Source organism: Geodermatophilus obscurus DSM 43160 (assembly GCF_000025345.1).
Classification (GTDB): Bacteria; Actinomycetota; Actinomycetes; order Mycobacteriales; family Geodermatophilaceae; genus Geodermatophilus; species Geodermatophilus obscurus.
This window is the reverse complement of record NC_013757.1, coordinates 1089993-1109345: the sequence shown is the minus strand read 5'-3', so window position 1 is coordinate 1109345 and position 19353 is coordinate 1089993. Positions and strand designations below refer to the sequence as shown.

Below are 19353 nucleotides of genomic sequence, written 5' to 3'. Positions count from 1 at the left end.
CCCTTCAGCCCGCCGCGGCGGATCCCGGGCCTGCCTCACCCGCTGGAGGGGAGCGGTGACGCGGCGTCGAACCGACCGAACGGCGGGAGCAGCCGCCCGGCTCAGCGGCTCTGCAGCGCGTCCAGGGCGACGGCCATGGACGCCGCGACGCGGAAGTCCAGCCGCGGGTCGGGCACCCTGACGGTGTAGCGGTCGCGGACGGCCTTCTGTCGCTCGCTGGTCAGCACCGGGGCGCCGGTCGCGGTGTCGACGAAGTCGAAGTGGAAGACGAACGGCACCCAGACGTCACCGATGTAGGGGATGAAGTCCCAGACCCGGCGGAGGATGGCGATCGACTGCCGGCGCTCCCGGCCGACGGCGTCGATGCCGGGAGCCGACAGGTTCCAGGTCGAGCGCAGCAGGCTGGCGCCGAACTGCTTGCGGAAGTACCCGAGCGGGTTGCCGTATTCGTCGAACACGTCGTGCTCGGCGGCGACGTCGAGCCGCTGCCGCGCCTTGAAGCTGAAGACCGCGCGGCTCCTGGAGGCGTCGGCGTAGAAGACGACCTCCTCCTTGAGCTTCATCCGCTTCTGCTCCGCGAACGCGAGCAGCGGCCCCTCGGAGCCGTCGGGGTTCATCCCGACGACCTCGTAGCGGTTGACCATCAGCGTGATCCGCTGCCTGACGAAGAAGGCCGGCACCACCATCGGGGTGGGCTGCTGCTGCGGTCCGGGCGGAACGGTCACGTCGGGTCTCCCGTGCTGGTCGGGGGTGGGTGCTGGAGCGTCATCGTGGCCCATCGGGATGCCGTCCCGCCGGTCGCGGGCCGTCCTCTCAGACGGAGCCGCCCGGCCGAGGGCCGGATCGGGTCCCGGTGAGGGCGGCGTGCAGCCGGTCGACGAACCCGTCGAGGATCGACGGGGATCGGTCGGCGGGCAGCGGCGCCGACGGCAGCAGCACCCACAGCAGCAGGTAGACGACGACGCCGGCGCCGCCGGCGACGGTGAGGCCGACGGCGCCGACCCGCCAGAGCACGGCGTCGATGCCGCTGTACTCGGCGAGGCCGCCGCAGACGCCGCCGAGCCAGCGGTCGGTGCCGCTGCGGCGCAGTTCGGGACGGGTGGGTGCGGGGACCTGGGGTGTGCTGGTCATGGGACGAGCCTGGCGTGGCCCGGACCCCGCGAACACCGGGGAAGACCCGGATCGTCCCCCGGTTCCTGCGGTCGGGGTGTCCCCGGTCGGGCTCCGGGTGCCGGACTCGGTGGCCTCGGTCCGGGACGAGCCGCTGCCCGCGGGTCAGGGGCCGGCGGGCGTCCGGCTGCGCTGCTCGGCGCCGACGTCCCCGTACGGGTAGTCGGCGCGCCCGGGGTCGCTGGCGGCGTCCAACCGCGCGACGTCGTCCAGGTCCAGGGTCACGTCGACCACGCCGAGGTCGTCCCGCAGCTGGTCGGTGGTGCGGGCGCCGAGGATGACCGAGGTGACGCCGGGCCGGGCCGCCAGCCAGGCGAGCGCGACCTGCGGCATCGACACCCCGCGCGCCTCGGCGACGTCCTGGACGGCCTCGAGCACGTCCCAGGTGCGCTGCCGGGAGCCGACCCGGTCGTAGGCCTCCATGCCGCGGCCGGGGTCCTCCCCCAGCCGGGTCGCGCCCTCCGGCCGCTGGTCGCGGGTGTACTTGCCCGACAGCCAGCCGCCGCCGAGCGGGCCCCAGGCCAGCATGCCGAGGCCGTTGTGCAGGCAGGCGGGGACGACCTCGAACTCGATGTCCCGCACGAGCAGGCTGTAGCTCGGCTGCAGGGTGACCGGGACGGCGAGGTGCCGGTGCTCGGCGAGGTCGACGGCCTTCTGCACCTGCCAGGCGGTAAAGTTCGACAGGCCCGGGTAGCCGATCGTGCCGGCGGAGACCGCGTCGTCGAGGAAGCGCAGGGTCTCCTCGAGCGGGGTGAGCGGGTCCCAGGCGTGCAGCTGGTAGAGGTCGACGTGGTCGACGCCGAGCCGGCGCAGGGAGTCCTCGAGCGCGCGGCGCAGGTGGCGGCGGGAGTTGCCGAGGGCGTTGGGCTCCTCCGTCAGCGGGAAGCGGCCCTTGGTGGCGAGGACGACGCGGTCGCGGACGTCGGCTGGCCGGGACGCCAGCCAGCGCCCGGTGATCTCCTCGGCCGCGCCGGCGGAGTAGACGTCGGCGAGGTCGACCAGCGTGCCGCCGGCCTCGACGAAGAGGTCGAGCTGCTCGTGCGCGCCCGCCTCGTCGGTCTCGGCGCCGAAGGTCATCGTGCCCAGGGCAAGGGTCGAGACCGAGCAGCCGCTGCGGCCGAGCGTCCGGTACTCCACGACGGTGCTCCTGTCCCTCGCGCTCCCGCTGCACGTTGCCGCAGCCGCCGTGTGATCACCACCGGAGGGGCGGGCTGCCTGGTCTACTGCGGGGGCTCCGGACCACCGGCGTGCTCCTACCGAGGAGGAACCGTGCGCACCGTCGAGGACCTGCCGGCGATCGGTCTCGCCACCGCAGCAGCCGTTGCCGCGAGCGGGGCGTGGTACGCGGCGTTCGGCCGCCGGCTGGCGCAGCTGCACGACGCCTACGCGGAGGACACCGCGGCGGCCGGCTGGATCGTGCCCGTCGAGCTGGCCCGCAGCGGCACCGTGGCGGTGACCGTCTCCGCTCTCGCCGCCCGCACCGGGGTGACCCGCCCGCGTGACGCGGTGCGGCTCGGCCTGGCACTGTGGGTCGCGTTCCCGGGTGTCCTGCTGACCGGGTCCGTCGTCCACGAGAAGGTCCCCTGGCGGCTGGCCGCCATCCACGCGGGCGACTGGCTGGTCAAGCTGCTGCTGGTGTCCCTGGCCACCGGGGTCCGTCGCCGGCGCTGACGTCGGGAGGGGAGCGCGTGCGACGCATCGTGTGCCGGGAGTTCGGCCCGGTCGACCGGCTGCAACTGGTCGAGGAACCGGACCCGGTCCCCGGGTCCGGTGAGGTGGTCGTCGCGGTCGAGGCGGCGGCCGTCGCCTTCGTCGACGGCCTGATCGTGCAGGGCCGCTACCAGGTGCGGCCCCCGCTCCCCCACACGCCGGGGTCGGCGGTGGCCGGCCGGGTGCGCGCGGTGGGTGCGGACGTCGACACCGTGTCGGTGGGCGACCCGGTCGTCGTCCTGTCGATGGGCGGTGGCGGGTTCGCGACCGACCTGGTGGCCCCCGCCTGGGCGGTGTCACCACTGCCGGACGGCGTCCCCCCGGCCGTGGCCGCCACCGCGGTCGAGAGCTACAGCACGCTGACCTTCGCCCTCTCCCGGCGGGTGCGGGTGCGTCCGGGCGAGTGGGTCCTGGTGCTGGGCGCGGGCGGTGGCATCGGCCTGGCCGCGGTGGACGTCGCCCGGGCGGCGGGTGCCCGCATCGTCGCCGCCGCGTCCACGGAGGCCAAGCGGGACGCGGCGCACGCGGCCGGCGCCGAGCTGACCGTCGACTACACCGACCTCAAGGACCGGGTGCGCGAGGTCACCGGTGGTGGGGCGGACGTCGTCGTCGACCCGGTGGGTGGCCCGGCGGCCGAGGCGGCGCTGCGGTCGCTGACCGCCTACGGGCGGTTCTGCGTGGTCGGGTTCGCCGGCGGGGAGATCCCCCGGCTGCCGGCGAACGTCGTGCTGCTGCGCAACCGCACCGTGGTCGGCGTCGACTGGGGCGACTGGGCGCGGACCGAGCCCGAGGCGGCGAGCGCCCTGGTGTCCGACGTCCTCGGCCGGGTCGCCCGCGGCGAACTGCGACCGCCGGAACCCGGCTGCCTCCCGCTCGACGGGGCCGCGGAGGCGCTGACCCGGCTGGGCCGGCGGGACGTGGTCGGGAAGCTCGCGCTGGTCCCCTGATCAGCGGCCGACTGCGGCTCGGATGAGGTCGGCGACCTCGGGTCTGGCGGCATACGCGCCGGTCGCCAGGAAGGACGTCTGGATGACGCCGTTGAGGTCGTGCCGCGACATCATGTCGTTGCCCATGGCGCGCTGCTCGGCCGCGCCGGGAGCGAAGACGACCGTCCGGATACCCGCCCGCTGCAGCGCCCTGACCTCCTGCCTCAGCAGGCGTGCGGCGTGCCGGCGGGAGGCCGCGTAGACGTCGGGGAGCCACCCCGCCGGACCGCTCATCGGCGAGATGACGAGAACGAGGTCGAGTCCGCGACCGCGGAGGACGGCGGCGTTGGTCGGCGAGTGGACCCCGCCGTCGACGTAGCCGTGCCCTCCGATCCGGACCGGAGCGAAGTAGCCGGGCACCGCACACGACGCCGCGACCGCTTGGTGCACCGGCACCTCGGGCGTGCCGGGGCGACCGAACACGATCCGGCGGCCGTCGCGCTGCCGGACGGCACAGATCCACAGGTCCGGGTCCGGCCATCCCGGCCCCTCAAGCTCGCGGAGTGCGGCCAGTTGCTCGGCGATGTCGTGCTGCCCGGGCGCGATCAGGGCCATGCCGGCCGCCAGCGGCCGGAACTGCCACGGGCGGGCCAGCGCGCGCTGCACCATGTGCCGGCCCGGCAGCCGCAGCGGCCGGCGCAGGACGTGCAGCGGGTTGAAGGGGGCGAGCTCCGGGACCGGAGTGCCGGCCACGTGCCGCAGGACCTCGTCCTCGTCGGACAGCGGTGCCTTCACCGTCCAGGCGGCGAGGTCCTCGGCGGAGACGCCGAGCCGCAGCAGCGTGCCGGTGATGGAGCCGGCCGAGGTCCCGACGATCACGTCCACCGTGCGGGCGTCGAAGCCGAAGTCGTGCTCGAGCACCGCCAGCACGCCCGAGTGGTACGCCTGGCCCACGACGCCGCCACCGCCCAGCACCACGCCGACGCGCATCACGCAGCGAGCGTGCCAGGCCCCCGTCAGGTCCGCGAGCAGCCCTGCTGTCCGGATCGATCACCGTGCCGGTCGGTGGAGGCGGTGGTGCTCGCGCCTCCACCGACCGCTGGGCTCAGCTGCGGCTGCCGCCTCCGATCATGGGGTCGTCACCTGAGTCCCGGACACCCTTCTCGACGCCCTCGGTGGAGGACGGCGCGGTGTACCCGGCCGGGTCCGACTCCTCGACCAGCGCGTCGTCCCGGACGACGTCCGGCGGTGGCTGCTCGACGACGGTGACCTGCTGGGGCTGGGTCGCGCCCGTCGGCTGCTGCGTCTCCTCGCCCCCCTTCGACGCGGCCGCGACGGCAGCGCCTGCCGCCGCGACACCGGCCACGGCCGCGACGCCGGCGGCGACGGCCTTGCCCGACACCCCCGCCTTGCCGCTGTCACCGTGCGAGCCGACGGCGTCCCCGACACCGGGCGTGCCGACGTCGAGGTCCTCGTTCACCGAGCCCCGCCACGCACCGGTGGCGTAGCCCTCGTCCTCGATCAGCTCCTTGAACCTCTTCAGGTCGGAATTGACCTGCCGCTCCACGATGCCGAGCTTGTCGCCGATCTGCTCCACGGCACCCTCGGGCTCGTACTCCAGGGTCAGGTACACGATCGTGGAGCTGGGACCGGCGGCCTCGAAGCGGACCGCGCCGGCGTTGGTGGCGCCGCTGGTGGCCGCCCAGGCGACCTTCCGGTCCGGCTCCTGCTCGAGGATCGAGGCGTCCCACTCGCGCCGGACGCCGGCGATCTCGGCGACCCAGTGCAGGTGCCGGTCGTCGAGCTGCCGGACCTCTCTGACCCCGCCCATGAAGTGCGGGAAGTCCTCGAACTGGGTCCACTGGTTGTAGGCCTGGTTCACCGGTACGTCGACCTGGATCGACTTCTCGACCTTGGTCGTCATCGCTGGTCCTCCCTCGTCGCGGGCAATGGACACCCCCGCTACCCCCGGGTGCGGCAGGTGATGCACGTCACCGCTGGCCGTGCTGCGGGGCGTGGGGCTGCTGTGACGTGCGGGTTCACGCGCACCAGGCGGTCCGCCGATGACGCGGGCATGCGCGCCAGCCACGTCACCACCGCCCTCGCCGCCTTCCTCGCCGGTTCGACCGCCGCCACGGTCCTGCACCGCCGCGCCGCCCGCCCCACCGCGGCCGCCACTCCCCTGCCCGCCGCGCCGGTCGAGGAGCACGACGCCGTCGTCCTGCCCTTCCCGCGCCCCGTGGTCGAGCACCCGGCGGCGCCGACCGTGGCCGCTCCGGCTGTGGCCACCCCGGTCCGCTGCGGTGACAGCGGCGGCCGGACCAAGGCCGGCGCGCCGTGCGGCGCCCGTGCCACCGCCGGTGGCCGCTGCCACCATCACCCGCTCGCCGCCTGAGCCGGGACCCACGCTCGGCATCGGTGTGCGCGGATGCGCACTTCCTGAGCCGGGAACTGCGCATCCGCGCACGGCTGTCGAGTCCTGCCGGCCTCACGCCCTGGGGTGCCGCTCCCCCGGCCGACGGCCGCTGCACACGGGTCGCGGGCGCCCGATGCCGCTCCTACGGCGAGTGGGCCCGACGACCCTTCCCAGCCGTCGGCACGCGGAGGACCGTCCCCGTCGTCGCAGCGTGACAGCCCGGGGAGGGACGGTCATGGCACGGACGGGACAGCGGGCGGTCGTCGTCGGGGCGAGCATGAGCGGACTCCTGACCGCCCGGGTGCTCACTGAGGCCTTCGACCGGGTCACGGTGGTGGACCGGGACGAGCTCCCGGGCGAGGTCGCGGCGCGGCGGGGCGTCCCGCAGGGCCGGCATCCCCACGGGTTGCTGGCCCGTGGCCGAGAGATCCTCGAGGAGCTCTTCCCCGGCCTCACCTCCGAGCTCGTCGAGCACGGTGCCGCCATCGGTGACATGCAGGGTGACGCCCGCTGGTACACCGACGGGCACCTGCTGCGCCAGTCTCCGATCGGGATGCAGGCCGTCGCCCTGAGCCGGCCGCTGCTGGAGGAGCGGGTGCGGGCCCGCGTCCTGGCCCTGCCGGAGGTGGAGCTCGTCGCGCCGGCTCAGCTCGTCGACCTCGTGGCGGCCGACGGGCGCGTGTCCGGAGTACGCGTGCACCGCGGAGGCGCGACCGCCGGGGGCGCGGATGAGGAGCTGCTCCCGGCCGACCTGGTGGTGGACGCGACGGGGCGCGGGTCGCACACCCCGGCGTGGCTGGGATCGCACGGCTTCGACCGGCCGGCGGAGTCCCGGATCGAGGTGGACCTCCGCTACACCTCCTGGGTCGTCCCGCGGTACGACGGCGACCTCGACGGCGATCGGGCCTGCCTCGTCGGGGCCACCGTCGCTCGACAACGGTTCGGCGCCGCTCTCGCGATCGAGGGGAACCGGTGGATCATCGGCGCCGGCGGATACCACGGGGACACCGCACCGACGGACCTGGCCGGCTTCCGGGCCTTCGCGACCGGCCTGCCCGCGCCCGAGATCGCCCAGCTCATGGCGGACCGGGAGCCGGTGGGCGGTCCCTGGAGCTACCACTTCGTCAGCAGCACGCGACGGCACTATGAGCGGCTCACCCGGTTCCCCCGCGGCCTGGTGGTCACCGGGGACGCGGTGAGCAGCTTCAACCCCGTCTACGGACAGGGCATCACAGTGGCCGCTGCAGAGGCCCTCGTCCTGCGGGACCTCCTCGCCGTCGGCTCCGACGACCTCGCGCGGCAGTTCTTCCGCCGGGCGGCGCGTCTGGTCGACGTGGCCTGGGACATGGCGGCCGGCGGCGACCTGCGACTGCCGGCGGTCCCCGGCCCTCGACCCGCGCGCATGCGCCTGGTCAACGCCTACGTGTCACGGGTCCAGGCGGCGGCTGCGGTCGACCCCGAGGTGGGCGCAGCGTTCCTGCGGGTGGCGAACCTGATCGACCCGCCCGAGTCGCTGCTGCGTCCTCGGCTCGGTACGAAGGTGCTCCTCGCCCAGCGGCGCACCGCCCAGGTGGGACCGTCGGCCGCGGATCGGCCGGAGCCCACGGTGCGGGTACCCCGACCGCGCGACCTGCCGCGGAGCGAATCCGCAACGGCGACCGAACATCCCCGCAGGGAGGCGTGACCTCAGCGGTGGGTGCCCTGCTGCGGTCGCGTACCGCCGACACCTGGCCTCCCGGTCGACTCCTCGCCGGCCCCTCGTCCCCGTCCCTCCAGGAGTTCCGGGGTGCGGACAGGTGGGCGGGCGCCCCCGTCGACCGGTGCGGACCGTCCTGACGCCACGTCGTCATCGGGTTCCGTTGGTGCCCTGAGCAGCCGGGCCGGTGCCGGTGTCCAGCAGGAGTGCGGGTTGGCGCGCCACCTGCTGGGTAGCTGCGGGCGACGGCCGTCGACGCGGCAGACCGGCCGCCCGGCCGCTCACGACAGGGGGCGACGATGACACTGCCTGATCGCGACGCGGCGAGGGACTGGATCGGCAGGACGGTGGTCGACCGCGACGGCGCCGAGATCGGGGTCTGCGCCGCCCTGCTGGCCGACGAGGCGACCGGACTGCCGGAGTGGATGTACGCCGATCGCGACGAGGTGACCGTGGTGGTCCCGCTCATCGACGCGACGGGGACCGGTGACCGGGTCCAGGTCACGGTCACCCGGGCGGACGCCGACGGCGCGCCACGGTTCGGTCCCGCGCGTGAGCTGTCCCAGGAGCAGGAGGCGGAGCTCTACCGGCACTACGGGATCGAGTACTCGACGTCCACCTCGGACAGCCTCCTGCCGGCCGCCGAGGCCGAGCCGACCGGGGCCGAGTCCACCTCCACCGTGTCCGAGCCGACCGCACCTGAACCGACCGCACCACAGCCGACCGCACCGGAGCCGACCCAGACCGCACCGGACGAGGCCGCCGGGCAGGTCGTCGCCAGCGGCACCGCGGGTCGCGGTCGCGGGGTGGCGGCCGCCGTGGCCGCGCTCGCGGCCCTGGTGGCGGTCGTCGCGGCCGTGCGCCTGCGCCGCGGATCGATCCTCGGGTCGGTGCGCCTCTTCCGGCGCGCGACTCCCCCGCCGAGGTCGGCAGCGGCCCGCGCCCTCGCCGGCACGGTCGCCGCCCGGGAGCGAGCCGTGCAGCTCGCAGCCACGGCCGCGCCGGTGGTGGAGGCCTCGATCCGCCGCGCGGCCGTGGACGCCGCGCAGCAGGGCCGCGCGGCGGCGGCAGTGGCGCGGACCTACACCGACGAGACCGCGGCGCGGCTGACACCGCTGCTGGCCACGACCGGGCAGGCGGTCTGGCGTGCCGCCCGTGCCGGGACGGACTCGGCCCTGAAGGCCACCGATGCAGCCACCGTGGCGGTCGGGGCAGCCCTGCCCCGGGTGGCGGCCGGCGTCGGCCGTGCGGGGCGGACGGGACTGCACGCCGTGCTCACGGTGGGCGCGGCAGCCGAGGCGGTGCCCGAGGCGATCGCCGAGACCGGAGAACGGCTGGAGAAGGGCTGGAGGAGAGTCATGGGCAGGTTGTCGTTGGGGCTCGGTTTCGGAGTCGGGTACGTGCTCGGCGCGCGCGCCGGGCGAGGCCGGTACGAGCAGATCAGGCAGGCCGCGGCCGGTTTTATGGAGCGGCCGGAGGTCCAGCAGGCCGTGGAGCAGGTCAGGGCCGCCGCCCCGGCTCCGCTGCGGAGCAGCATCGACAAGCTGTCCGGGGGTGGGGCCGGCCGCCACAGCGCGAACGCCGGCGGCAGCACCGACACGGTCGACATCGACGCGCTCGTCGTCGACGAGGTCGACGTTGTCGTGACGCCACCCCCGCCGGTGACGGGGACGGGCGGCCCCCGCGGGACGGACGCGCCGCTGGCGGACCCGCTGATCCCGCCCGCCAAGTCGGACGACGGACCGACCGGACGGCCGTGACCACGGCGTAGCGGTACCGGCTGCTGCGGTCCCGACCGCCGTCCACGCCGGTGCGGGTGAGGGGTGTGCTCACCCGCTCCGGCGCGGAGCGGTGGATCGGCAGGCGGACGGGTGACCTCCCTGCGCCCTCCTCTGCGACCGCCGGGCTCAGCGGTAGACGAGCGTCCCGTCGTCGAGGTCGGCCTTGGGCAGGAGCTCCATCTCCTCGGCGTGCTCCGCCATGTGGGTCCACGGCTCCCGGTCGCCCTGCTTGAACAGGACGTGCTGCGAGCGCATGACGTACCCGGCGTTGAAGTTCTCCGGGTCCGACCACGGCCGGATCTGCATGTCGGCGTCCTCCGGCCGGAGGGTCGGGACGACCATGGTGGCGCCCTTCGCCTCCATGGTCTCGAACAGTCGGCAGACCAGGTCGCTGACGAGGTCCGCACGCAGCGTCCAGCTGTGCCGGAAGTAGCCGAACACGTAGGCCATGTTCGGGATGCCGCTGATCATGATGCCGCGCCAGGTGACCCGTTCGGGAAACTCGACCGGTTCGCCGTCCACGGTGAAGGTGACGTCGCCGAAGGCGGACAGGTTGAACCCGGTGGCGCTGACGACGACGTCGGCCTCGAGCTCCTCGCCGGAGCCGACCCGGATCCCCGTCTCGGTGAACGTGTCGATGGTGTCGGTGACGATCGAGGCCTTCCCCTCGCGCAGTGCCGCGAACAGGTCGCCCTCCGGGACGATCGCGATGCGCTGCTGCCACGGGCGGTAGCGGGGGGTGAAGTGCTTCTCGATGTCGAAGTCCTCGGGCAGCAGCGGCTTCAGGGACTCCATGAGGAACGTGTGGAGCTCGTCGGGCGCCTCGAGTGACATCCGCGCCAGCTCGTTGAACTGGGCGGCGTAGGCACGGCGGAGGATCTCGTGCGTCCAGTCCTCGGGGATGTCCAGCTGGCGCAGCGTCACGGCGAGCTCGTGCGTCAGGGGTGGGGCGAGGAAGTAGGACGGAGAGCGCTGCAGCATCGTCACGTGCGCCGCCTCCTGCGCGATCGCCGGGATCAGCGTGGCGGCCGTGGAGCCGGAGCCGATGACGACGACGCGCTTGCCGGAGAGGTCCAGGTCCTGTGGCCACTGCTGGGGGTGGACGACCAGGCCCTGGAACCGGTCCAGGCCCTCCCACTGCGGCTGGTACGGCTTGTCGTGGTTGTAGTAGCCCTGGCACATCCACAGGAAGTCGGTGGTGAACTGCAGCTGTTCGTCGGTGTCGCCGCGGGTGACCTCGACAGTCCACCGGCGGTCCTCGGTCGACCAGCTGGCCGCGGTGACGCGGTGGTGGTAGCGGATGTGCTGACCGAGGTCGTCCTCCTCGATGACCTCGTCGAGGTAGTTGAGGATCTCCTCCCCCGCGGCGATCGACGGTCCGCGCCAGGGCTTGAACCGGTAGCCGTAGGTGAACAGGTCGCTGTCGGAGCGCACGCCGGGGTACCGGTGGGTCCACCAGGTGCCGCCGCGGTTGTCCTGTGCGTCCAGGATGACGAACGACCGGTCGGGGAACTGTTCCTGGAGGTGGTGCGCGGCGCCGATTCCGGAGACCCCGGCACCGACGATGAGGACGTCGACGTGCTGGGGCCCGCTACTGCGCGGCTCCTGGACGGTTGCCGGTTCCGTGGTCGTCGTCATGAGGGGGACCTCCAGTGTCCGGGGAGTGACGCAGACCACACTAAGGTCTGGCTGGAGTGCTTGTGGAACCGCAGCGGCCCGGATGAGGCCCCCGCGGACCTGTCGACCCCCTCCGTCGCTCGTCAGGAGAGCGGGTGCTCGGCGAGGAAATCCTGCACCAGGGGCAGGAACTCCTCGGCGCGCTCGACGCCGAGGGCGTGGCTGGAGCCCGGGCCGGTGAACATGTGCAGCCTCGCCCCAGGGATCGACTCGGCCACCTGGCGGCCGTGCCATGGCGGGGTGAGCAGGTCCTGCTCGCCGGCGATGACGAGGGTGGGCGCCGTGATGCCGCCGATCCGGTCGAGCGTGTCGTGGGCCAGGTCGGCGTCCCACTGCTCCACGGTGGTCCGGACCTGCTGCTCGGTGCTCGGGAACAGTGGCAGCAGCTGCTCGACGAGCTCGCCGAACTCCGGGCTGTCGAGCAGCTGCGGTGAGAAGGCGATGCCGAGGGCCCCGAGCGCGGCCTCCATGTCGCCGGTGCGCCACGGGTGCGCGAGCCCCGTGATGACCGCGCGCTGGAAGCCGTCGGTGCGGGCCCAGGTGCAGTAGAGGACGAGCGAGGCCACCCGCTCCGGAGCGGCCAGCGCGAGCTCCTGCGCGATGGCGCTGCCCAGGGAGTAGCCCAGGACGTGTGCCCGCTCGATGTCGAGCGCCTCGAGCAGCCCCCGGGCGTCCTCCGCCAGCGAGGCGACGCTGATCTCCCCCGAGCCCCGCTCGGACCCGCCCATGCCGCGCAGGTCGTAGGTGACCACGCGGTGGCGGCTGGCCAGGACCGGCGCCGGCTCGGCCCAGAAGCCGAGGGACTGCGTCGTCCCGTTCACGATCAGCAGCGGTTCACCCTCGCCGTACTCCTGGACCGCGACGGAGATGTCGCCGACCTGGACGGTCCGCTGCGGGTGCGTGGTGGGAGTGGTCACGGCGTCTCCATCGCTGTTCCGTGGCAAGCAGAAAGGGGGGTGAGCACACCACAGGAACTAGCCGGTCCGGAAGGGCGCACCTCGGAGCGGGCCGGCGCAGGGGGCCGCACGGCGCGGAGAACCGACTGCTCCGCGGCTCGGACCCACCAGGCCCCAGCACCACGAGAACGGCCGGGGACTCCGGAGCGCGGTGACTTCGCGGGCCGCCGCCGAGCGCAGGCGGTCGAGGGGGCCGACGTGGTGGCCACGTCGTTGGACGTCGTCGACCGTGGACGAACGTCGTGCGGACTGCTGCGGGCCGGTGACGCGAGACCGAGCCACCTCCCCGTGCCGTGCGCGGGTGTCCGTTGTCGCGGCGACGAATCCGGGATCCCCTGGGGAACTCGGACCGGTCACCGTTGGCTGCAGCGGGATGACCGCTCCTCCCTCCGCCGACGTCGCACGGGCTGGTCGAGCCGAGGACAGGCCCGGATCTCCGGCGCGCGGACCGCGTGGTCGTCCGGTGGACGAGCACTGCCCGCAGTCGTGACCCGCGAGAGTCCCGGAGGACGACTGCCGGCCGCGCGCGCATGCTGGGAAGATGGCGGAGGAGCGCAGCGACGGGACGGGTACCGGCGCCGAGGCCACGACTCCCGGGCCCGCGTCACGGCGCAGCGCCGCCCACCGGTTGGTGCGGCGCACGATGGGCAACGCCTGGAACGACGACATCTTCACCGAGTCGGCGGCCGCGGCGTTCTGGCAGACGCTCTCACTGCCGCCGCTGCTCCTCGGGCTCTTCGGCATCCTCGGCTACGTCGGCGGCGCATTCGGGCCCGACACCATCGCGGCGGTGCAGCAGTGGATCATCGACCTCACCGGCGGGGTGTTCAGCCGCAACGCCCTCGACGAGATCATCGCGCCGACCGTCGCCGACGTCCTCAGCACCGCCCGCGCGGAGGTCATCTCGGTCGGGTTCGTCCTCTCGTTCTGGTCCGGCTCGTCGGCGATGGCCTCGTTCGTCGACGCCATCACCCGCGCCCACGACCAGTACGAGGTGCGCAACCTCATCTGGCAACGGACCCTGTCGATGCTCATGTACCTCGTCGGCCTCGTCACGGGGATCCTGGTCCTGCCGCTCCTCGCGCTCGGACCGGAGCGGGTCCTGCCCCTGCTGCCCGACTCCTGGCAGCACAGCGCGGGCACGGCCGTCGACACGGTCTACTATCCGGTGCTCGGCCTCGTTCTGCTGCTGGCGCTCACGACGCTGTACAGGGTGGCGCTGCCGCTCAAGCCCCCGTGGTACCGCGGACTGCCCGGGGCGCTGCTCGCCGCGCTGGTCTTCCTCGCCGGGTCGAGCGGACTGCGGCTCTACCTCGACTGGTTGACCGGTAGCGGCTACACCTACGGCGCGCTGGCCGCACCGATCGCGTTTCTGCTGGCCACCTTCTTCATCGCGTTCGCGATCATCCTGGGGGCACAGCTCAACGCCGCCATCCAGGCGCTGTGGCCAGTTCCGCTGCGCGACCGCCGCGGCAGGCTCGCGAAGTCCGGACCCGGGACACCGGAGCTGCGCCGAACAGTGCGCGAGCACCCGGAGGCCGCAGCCGCGGTCCTCGAGCAACTGGCCTACACAGTGGAGCCCCCCGCACCGACGGCGCACCGAGACTGAACCGCTGGTGGCGCGGTCCAGTGCGCGCCTCGAGACCAGCCCCGGCAGGCCTGCAGGCGTAGCGTGACGGTGTCGGTCCTCCTCGTGCACCGCTCCGATGCGGTGCCGGCTCCGGCGTTCCTCTACCCGCCACATCACGGCGGAGTCAGGCGGCCGTCATGACCCGCTTCACCACGGCACGCGCGATGACCACCGCCGACGTCAGGTCCCCTGTGGAGCGGATGCAGGAGCTGGCTGACAACGCATTCCAACCGCTGGACGGAGCAGCCTGCGCCGTGTGTCCGCACCCGGTGGCCCGTCACGACTCCATGGGGCTCCGGTTCTGTCACGCCACCCTCAAGGGCGCCATCGCTCGAGGCTGCATCTGCCGATCCTCCTGAGCCGGCGGGCGCGAGGTGCTGCCGTCGGTGACGGGACCGGCTCGGTAGCGCCGACCGTCCCCGGCAGACCGATCAGTCCGGCCGGCTTTCTGCTGTCTCTCGGAGGTCCGCAGTCACGCCGCGCCGGCGGTCGGACTCTCAGGAGCTCACTGGTCCGACCCCATCGCGCTCGGGGTGCTCTGCTCGGCGGGCGACCACCACGCGAGCTGTCCGGGTGCACAGCGCTGCCCATCACCGACTTCTCCTCCGTTCCAGGTGGACAGCCGCGGGGCCGGGCGTGCGCCGATGAGGTCGCCCTTGCGGACGAAGTCGACGAAGGTGACGCCGCCGCGCTGGAACTCGTCTCGACGCCCACGCTCTGCGGTCCCCGTTGCCGAGTGGCCCGCTGGGATCCTCGGGAGCCGCCAACGGACAGGAGACCGACATGAGCAGCGGTTTCACCTTCCCCAAGCCGGAGTTCGACATCGAGTCGACCGTCGAGCGTGCGATGGCGCTGATCAACCGCACCCTCCAACCCTCCCTCGAGGAGGCCCAGCAGGTCGTCGACAAGGTCCGTGCGGGCAGGCCCCTGGTCGCACCGGGAGAGCTGGTCGGCCAGGTGACGCGCGGAAACCGGATCAGGGCGGCGCGAGCGGTCTCCTACTCCCTGCCCTCGATCCTCCCGGGCTACGGAACGGCGATCTCGGCTGCCGCCCTCCCGGTCGCGTTGCGGGAGGTCCTCAAGGAGGCGGTCAGCGCGGTGATCAAGGTGGGACTGCTCTACGACAGGGACCTCACCGACCCCGAGCTGACCCGCACCGCCGTCCTGCTGGTCCTCACCGACGGCGCGGTCGAGCTGGACAAGACCGGGCGGATCCGCCCCGACGCGATCCTGGGACCCCACGCGCGGCTGCTGGAGCAGGCCGGTGCCTACGACGCTCTGGCGGCCCTGACGGCGCAGGAGCGGCAGGAGATCGCCGCGTCGCAGTCGGAGATGCTGCGGGCGTGGGCGCTGGCGGTCGGACCGCCGCTCCTGGCCGGGCTGCTGCCCTTCGGCCTGGGTCCCATGGCCGCCGCGAACTACGTGCAACACGTCCTCAAGGGCACGGTCACGGCCGCCGCGAGGGTCTTCAGGCCCGCCACGCCCGCGCCGGTGACCGTCGAAGAACTCCCCCCACGTGAGGTCCAGCAGGACCATCCCCGACCCTGAGGCCGCACGTCAGCCGTTCCGGGAGACGGGGAGTCGGCGGCCCGGCCGGGCAGCCTCTGGCAGGCTTGGAGACGCGCGTTGACCAGCGCTCGGGCCGGCGATCCCGGTTGGCTCGTGACGGTTGGCGCTGAACGAGTAGCGGTCCGGTCGCAGGAGTTCTCGGCGTCCTGCGGCCTGCCGCCGCTGGCGGCCCAGGCGGCGGACGGCGTCCCTCGGCATGACCGACGATCCGTTCCTCACCCACCGCAGCCTGCTGTTCACCGTCGCCTACGAGATGCTCGGCTCGGCCGCCGATGCCGAGGACGTGGTGCAGAAGGACTCAGCTGCGGTGGGCTGAGGCGGACCGGGTGGTGGTGCGCGACGCGCGGGCTTACCTGGTGCGGATCGCCACCCGCCAGGCGCTCGACCGGATGCGCACTCTGGCCCGCCGTCGGGAGGAGTACGTCGGGGAATGGCTCCCCGAGCCGCTGCTGACCAACCCGGACGTGGCCGAGGACGTCGAGCTGGCGGAGAGCGTCCCGATCGCGATGCCGACCGTGCTCGAGACGTTCCGACCGACCGAGCGCGCGGTCCTGGTGCTGCACGAGGTCTTCGACGTGTCGCACGACGAGATCGCCGAGGCGGTGGGCGAGTCGAGCGCCGCCGTGCGGCAGATCGCGCACCGGGCTCGGGAACACGTGGCCGCGCGCCGACCCCGGATGGTGGTGACCCGCGCCGAGCAGCAGCGGGTCGAGGACCGGTTCCTCGCCGCTCTCACCGCGGGCTGTGTTCAGGGTCTGATGGACGCGCTCGCGCCCGACGTCGTGGTGGTCGCGGACAGTGGAGATCTGGCCCCCGCCGCCCGCCGTCCCGTCGCGGGCCGCAAGCGGGTGCCTCCGCGCTGTCCCACTTCGCGGAGCTGGCGCCCCGGCGTGGAGATCACCACACCGCTGACCAACGGCGCGGTCGCCGCGCGGATCCACCCGGGCGGCGAGTTCGACACGGCGATCACCTTCGTCGTCGAGGACGGCTGCATCACCCGGACGTACGCGATGCGCAACCCGCACGAGCTCGGCAGGCTGGATGCGGTGGCCGAGCTGCGGCGGTGACGGAGTCCCGTGGCCTTCCCGGGGAGTGGACGTGGAGCATTCCGAGGTGCTGATCGTCGGCGGCGGCAACGCCGGGATCTCCCTGGCGGCGCGTCTGCGCCGCGACGGCGCCCCGGGCGTCACCGTCGTGGCACCTCAACCGGTGCACCGGTACAAGCCGCTGCTCAACTACGTCGGCGGCGGGCAGGCTGCGATGGCGGACCTGGAGCGCCCGATGCGAGACGTCGTCCCCGACGGGTGCGAGTGGATCCGCGACAGCGTCGAGGCGGTCGACCCAGCGGCCATGACCGTGCGGACGCGCGTAGGGCGCACGCTGCACTGCTCGACGCTCGTCCTGTGCCCCGGCCTGGTGGAGGACTGGGACGCCACGCCGGGGCTGCAGTCCGCGTACAACGACGGGTGGGCGGCCTCCACGTACGTCCCGGGCAGTGCGCCGCAGGTGTGGCCGAGACTGACGTCGCTGCGCGCCGGCTCGGTCCTGTTCACCGTGCCGCCGGAGCCGGCCTCCTGCGGTCCGACGGCGCTCAAGCCGCTGCTCATGGCGTGCGACCACTGGCGGCGTGCAGGTGTGCTGCCGGACCTCGACGTCCGGCTCGTGCTGCCCGCTGCGACCGCGACAGGCGTGCCGGAGGCAGACGGGATCCTGGACCGCACCTTCGAGACCTACGGCGTCGAGGTGCTGCGCGAGGCGCGCATCGAGCGCGTGGACTGGGACGTCCACGCCGTCACGGTCGCGACGGGCGCCGGCCGGCGGGTGCTCGAGGACGTCGCCTTCGCCCACGCGGTCCCGCACTACCGGGCTCCGGGCTGGATCGCGGACGCCGGCCTCGCCGCCGACCCGGCGCCCGGCCTGGTCGACGTCGATCCGCACACCCTGCGTTCCCGCCGCCACCAGTCCATCTGGGCGATCGGCGACGCCGCCGACGTCGCCACCCGCCCCTCGGGTGGAGCGCTGAGGAAGCAGGTCGACGTCGTGGCCCGGAACATCGCAGCCGCCCGGAACGGGGAACCGGTGCAGCGGTACGACGGGTACACGGTCATCCCGATCACCCTGAGCCGCAGGAAGCTGGTGCTCGTCGAGGTCGATCGCGACGGGCGACCGTCCCCGTCGGTGCCGTTCCTCGATCCGATCAAGCCCCGCCGATCGACCTGGTTCCTCGACCGCTACGCACTCCCGGCGATCTACTTCCGCCGCATCCTCCGGGGGCGGGTGTGACCGCCAGTCACACGTTGAAGCGGAACTCCACGACGTCGCCGTCCTGCATGACGTAGTCCTTGCCCTCCATGCGCACCCAGCCGCGGGCCTTGGCCTCGGCCATCGAGCCGGCCTCGATCAGCTGGTCGTAGGAGACGATCTCGGCCTTGATGAAGCCGCGCTGGAAGTCGGTGTGGATGACGCCGGCGGCCTGCGGGGCGGTCGCGCCGATCGGGATGGTCCAGGCGCGGGCCTCCTTGGGGCCGGCGGTCAGGTAGGTCTGCAGGCCGAGGGTGGCGAAGCCGATGCGGGCCAGCTGGTGCAGGCCGGGCTCCTCCTGGCCGATGCCGGCGAGCAGCTCGGCGGCCTCCTCCTCGGGCAGCTCGGCAAGCTCGGCCTCGATCTTGGCGTCCATGAGGATCGCCTCGGCCGGGGCCACCAGGGCACGCAGCTCGGAGATGAGCTCCTCGTTGGCCAGCTCCTCCTCGTCCACGTTGAAGACGTAGAGGAACGGCTTGGTGGTCAACAGGGTCAGCTCGCGCAGCGGCTCGGGGTCGACGCCGGCGGAGAACAGCGTCTTTCCCTCGTCCAGCACCTTCTGGGCGTCGAGGGCAGCGGCCAGCAGCGCCGCCCGCTCCTTGTCCTTGCGCGACTCCTTCTCCAGCCGCGGGATCGCCTTCTCCAGCGTCTGCATGTCGGCGAGGACGAGCTCGGTGTTGATCGTCTCGATGTCGTCGGCCGGGCTGACCTTGCCCTCGACGTGGACGACGTCGGGGTCGGTGAACACCCGGATCACCTGGCAGATCGCGTCGCTCTCGCGGATGTTGGCCAGGAACTTGTTGCCCAGCCCCTGCCCCTCGCTGGCGCCGCGCACGATGCCGGCGATGTCGACGAAGGACACCGTCGCCGGGATCGTCTTCTGCGACGAGAACAGCTCCGCCAGCCTGCCGAGGCGGGGGTCCGGCACGCCGACCACGCCGACGTTCGGCTCGATGGTGGCAAACGGATAGTTCGCCGCCAGGACGTCGTTCTTGGTCAACGCGTTGAACAGCGTCGACTTGCCGACGTTGGGCAACCCGACGATCCCGATGGTGAGACTCACGGGAGACCAGCTTACGGGCGTGGACAGCGGCGCCCGGACGGCGAGGATGGCCCCATGCCGGACCCCGTCGACCTCGCCGCCGTCCTCGCCACCATCGACCAGCCGTGGTCGCCGCGCACCGTCGCCGTCCTCAACGACTACGACCTGCGCGTCGTCCACACCCGCGGCGAGTTCACCCGCCACAGCCACCCGGAGACCGACGAGGTGTTCCTGGTCCTCTCCGGCTCGCTCACCATCCGCATGGACGACGGCGACGTCACCCTCGGGCCCGGGCAGCTGTACGTGGTCCCGAAGGGCACCCCGCACCAGCCGTACTCCCCCGACGGCGCACAACTGCTCCTCGTCGAGCCGAGCGCCACGGTGAACACCGGCGACACCCCGAGCGAGCTGACCGCCGAGCGCCGCGGTATCGAGCAGTAGGGAGCGGCTCGCCGGCACCGGAGAGAGGTGCCGCGGGC

General features: G+C 73.3%; 20 protein-coding genes. 12 read left to right on the top strand and 8 right to left on the bottom strand.

All coding sequences use genetic code 11. The features are described 5' to 3' along the window. Positions 1-101 precede the first annotated feature (101 nt). From GOBS_RS05220 to GOBS_RS05210, 3 genes are all read right to left on the bottom strand, one after another. Complete coding sequence (locus GOBS_RS05220) at positions 102-725, bottom strand: LURP-one-related family protein (RefSeq protein ID WP_012947251.1); 624 nt, start codon at positions 723-725, stop codon at positions 102-104. Between the two features lie 88 nt (positions 726-813). Continuing rightward, positions 814-1131 carry a PspC domain-containing protein gene (locus GOBS_RS05215; protein WP_012947250.1) on the bottom strand — a complete coding sequence of 106 codons (318 nt, stop codon included), beginning with the start codon at positions 1129-1131 and terminating at the stop codon, positions 814-816. A gap of 144 nt (positions 1132-1275) precedes the next feature. Beyond that, positions 1276-2307, bottom strand: coding sequence for an aldo/keto reductase (locus GOBS_RS05210; RefSeq protein WP_012947249.1), 1032 nt, complete (start codon positions 2305-2307; stop codon positions 1276-1278). Between the two features lie 132 nt (positions 2308-2439). On the opposite strand from GOBS_RS05210, the gene GOBS_RS27110 reads away from it, so the two are divergent. Both GOBS_RS27110 and GOBS_RS05200 read left to right on the top strand, forming a co-directional pair. Next, positions 2440-2841 (top strand): DUF1761 domain-containing protein, encoded by a 402-nt coding sequence (locus GOBS_RS27110; protein ID WP_012947248.1) that lies wholly within the window; start codon positions 2440-2442, stop codon positions 2839-2841. 17 nt (positions 2842-2858) lie between these two features. Then, entirely contained in the window at positions 2859-3827 is a 969-nt protein-coding gene (locus GOBS_RS05200) for an NADPH:quinone oxidoreductase family protein (RefSeq protein WP_012947247.1), read from the top strand. On the opposite strand, the gene GOBS_RS05195 is transcribed toward GOBS_RS05200, so the two are convergent. Then, complete coding sequence (locus GOBS_RS05195; protein ID WP_012947246.1) at positions 3828-4796, bottom strand: patatin-like phospholipase family protein; 969 nt, start codon at positions 4794-4796, stop codon at positions 3828-3830. 115 nt (positions 4797-4911) lie between these two features. Further along, the gene (locus GOBS_RS05190; RefSeq protein ID WP_012947245.1) at positions 4912-5730 is read right to left on the bottom strand and encodes an SRPBCC family protein; all 819 of its coding nucleotides are present in this window, start codon (positions 5728-5730) and stop codon (positions 4912-4914) included. A gap of 150 nt (positions 5731-5880) precedes the next feature. Here GOBS_RS05190 and GOBS_RS05185 point away from each other — a divergent pair, with 150 nt between their 5' ends. The 3 genes from GOBS_RS05185 (at position 5881) to GOBS_RS25195 (ending at position 9678) form a co-directional block, all read left to right on the top strand. Further along, entirely contained in the window at positions 5881-6201 is a 321-nt protein-coding gene (locus tag GOBS_RS05185; protein WP_012947244.1) for a hypothetical protein, read from the top strand. A gap of 256 nt (positions 6202-6457) precedes the next feature. After that, positions 6458-7906 (top strand): FAD-dependent oxidoreductase, encoded by a 1449-nt coding sequence (locus GOBS_RS05180; RefSeq protein WP_012947243.1) that lies wholly within the window; start codon positions 6458-6460, stop codon positions 7904-7906. 311 nt (positions 7907-8217) lie between these two features. Further along, positions 8218-9678, top strand: a complete 1461-nt coding sequence (locus tag GOBS_RS25195) for a hypothetical protein (RefSeq protein WP_012947242.1) — start codon at positions 8218-8220, stop codon at positions 9676-9678. Between the two features lie 147 nt (positions 9679-9825). Here the strand turns inward: GOBS_RS25195 and GOBS_RS05170 are convergent, their stop codons facing one another. Both GOBS_RS05170 and GOBS_RS05165 read right to left on the bottom strand, forming a co-directional pair. Continuing rightward, complete coding sequence (locus GOBS_RS05170; RefSeq protein WP_012947241.1) at positions 9826-11337, bottom strand: flavin-containing monooxygenase; 1512 nt, start codon at positions 11335-11337, stop codon at positions 9826-9828. A 122-nt stretch (positions 11338-11459) separates the two neighbouring features. Continuing rightward, complete coding sequence (locus GOBS_RS05165; RefSeq protein ID WP_012947240.1) at positions 11460-12293, bottom strand: alpha/beta fold hydrolase; 834 nt, start codon at positions 12291-12293, stop codon at positions 11460-11462. A 580-nt stretch (positions 12294-12873) separates the two neighbouring features. Between GOBS_RS05165 and GOBS_RS05160 the strand changes: the two genes are divergently transcribed. The 6 genes from GOBS_RS05160 to GOBS_RS05140 all read left to right on the top strand — a co-directional run bounded on the left by GOBS_RS05160 (position 12874) and on the right by GOBS_RS05140 (position 17814). Then, positions 12874-13941: a YihY/virulence factor BrkB family protein gene (locus tag GOBS_RS05160; RefSeq protein WP_012947239.1), complete on the top strand. Its 1068-nt coding sequence runs from the start codon at positions 12874-12876 to the stop codon at positions 13939-13941. Between the two features lie 158 nt (positions 13942-14099). Then, positions 14100-14321, top strand: a complete 222-nt coding sequence (locus GOBS_RS29605; RefSeq protein WP_012947238.1) for an RGCVC family protein — start codon at positions 14100-14102, stop codon at positions 14319-14321. 424 nt (positions 14322-14745) lie between these two features. Next, positions 14746-15510, top strand: coding sequence for a hypothetical protein (locus GOBS_RS05150; RefSeq protein WP_012947237.1), 765 nt, complete (start codon positions 14746-14748; stop codon positions 15508-15510). A gap of 217 nt (positions 15511-15727) precedes the next feature. Next, entirely contained in the window at positions 15728-15847 is a 120-nt protein-coding gene (locus GOBS_RS29200) for a sigma factor (protein WP_208104383.1), read from the top strand. Positions 15848-15857: 10 nt separating this feature from the next. Continuing rightward, a complete protein-coding gene (locus GOBS_RS05145; protein WP_208104382.1) occupies positions 15858-16598 on the top strand; it encodes a sigma factor-like helix-turn-helix DNA-binding protein in 741 nt (246 codons plus the stop codon). Positions 16599-16629: 31 nt separating this feature from the next. Then, positions 16630-17814 carry an NAD(P)/FAD-dependent oxidoreductase gene (locus tag GOBS_RS05140; RefSeq protein WP_012947236.1) on the top strand — a complete coding sequence of 395 codons (1185 nt, stop codon included), beginning with the start codon at positions 16630-16632 and terminating at the stop codon, positions 17812-17814. A 7-nt stretch (positions 17815-17821) separates the two neighbouring features. Here GOBS_RS05140 and ychF read toward each other — a convergent pair whose 3' ends face one another. Beyond that, a complete protein-coding gene (gene ychF, locus GOBS_RS05135; protein WP_012947235.1) occupies positions 17822-18895 on the bottom strand; it encodes a redox-regulated ATPase YchF in 1074 nt (357 codons plus the stop codon). A 54-nt stretch (positions 18896-18949) separates the two neighbouring features. Between ychF and GOBS_RS05130 the strand changes: the two genes are divergently transcribed. After that, the gene (locus tag GOBS_RS05130; protein WP_012947234.1) at positions 18950-19315 is read left to right on the top strand and encodes a cupin domain-containing protein; all 366 of its coding nucleotides are present in this window, start codon (positions 18950-18952) and stop codon (positions 19313-19315) included. Positions 19316-19353: the final 38 nt, after the last annotated feature.